We start from the raw sequence: 503 nt of genomic DNA, 5'->3' as shown, positions 1-503 counted from the left end.
TGCATGTCAGTACACTCAGCGGGGTCCCACAACCCCGACCACGCAACCCCTGACAGGTATCACACGCAGCCGGTTTAGCCTCAATCCGCTTTCGCTCGCCACTACTCACGGAATCACATGTTGTTTTCTCTTCCTACGGGTACTGAGATGTTTCACTTCCCCGCGTTCCCTCCACACACCCTATGTATTCAGGTGCGGGTGACTGGACATGACTCCAGCCAGGTTTCCCCATTCGGACACCCTGGGATCACAGCTTGGTTGACAGCTCCCCCAGGCCTATCGCGGCCTCCCACGTCCTTCATCGGCTCCTGGTGCCAAGGCATCCACCGTTCGCCCTTGACAACTTGACCACAAAGATGCTCGCGTCCACTGTGCAATTCTCAACAAACGACCAACCCACAACCCACAAGCCCCACACCAGAAACCCGACAACCGCCGGCGGTATGCGAGACCAGGCCATGCCTGGCAGCCCGCGAAGCTACTCACTCCGCTCAAGGCATCCG

Annotated in this window: 1 rRNA gene; it reads right to left on the bottom strand. The window is 58.6% G+C overall.

Annotated elements, in window-relative coordinates:
* Positions 1–350 (bottom strand): 23S ribosomal RNA (locus LPU43_RS00060); the annotation flags it as partial.
* Between the last annotated feature and the right edge of the window lie 153 nt (positions 351–503).

The sequence above is a fragment of the Micromonospora okii genome (assembly GCF_020884795.1).
In the GTDB taxonomy this organism is placed as follows: domain Bacteria; phylum Actinomycetota; class Actinomycetes; order Mycobacteriales; family Micromonosporaceae; genus Micromonospora; species Micromonospora okii.
The sequence above is the reverse complement of the archived record's forward strand: the minus strand, read 5'-3'. Positions and strand labels throughout refer to the sequence as shown.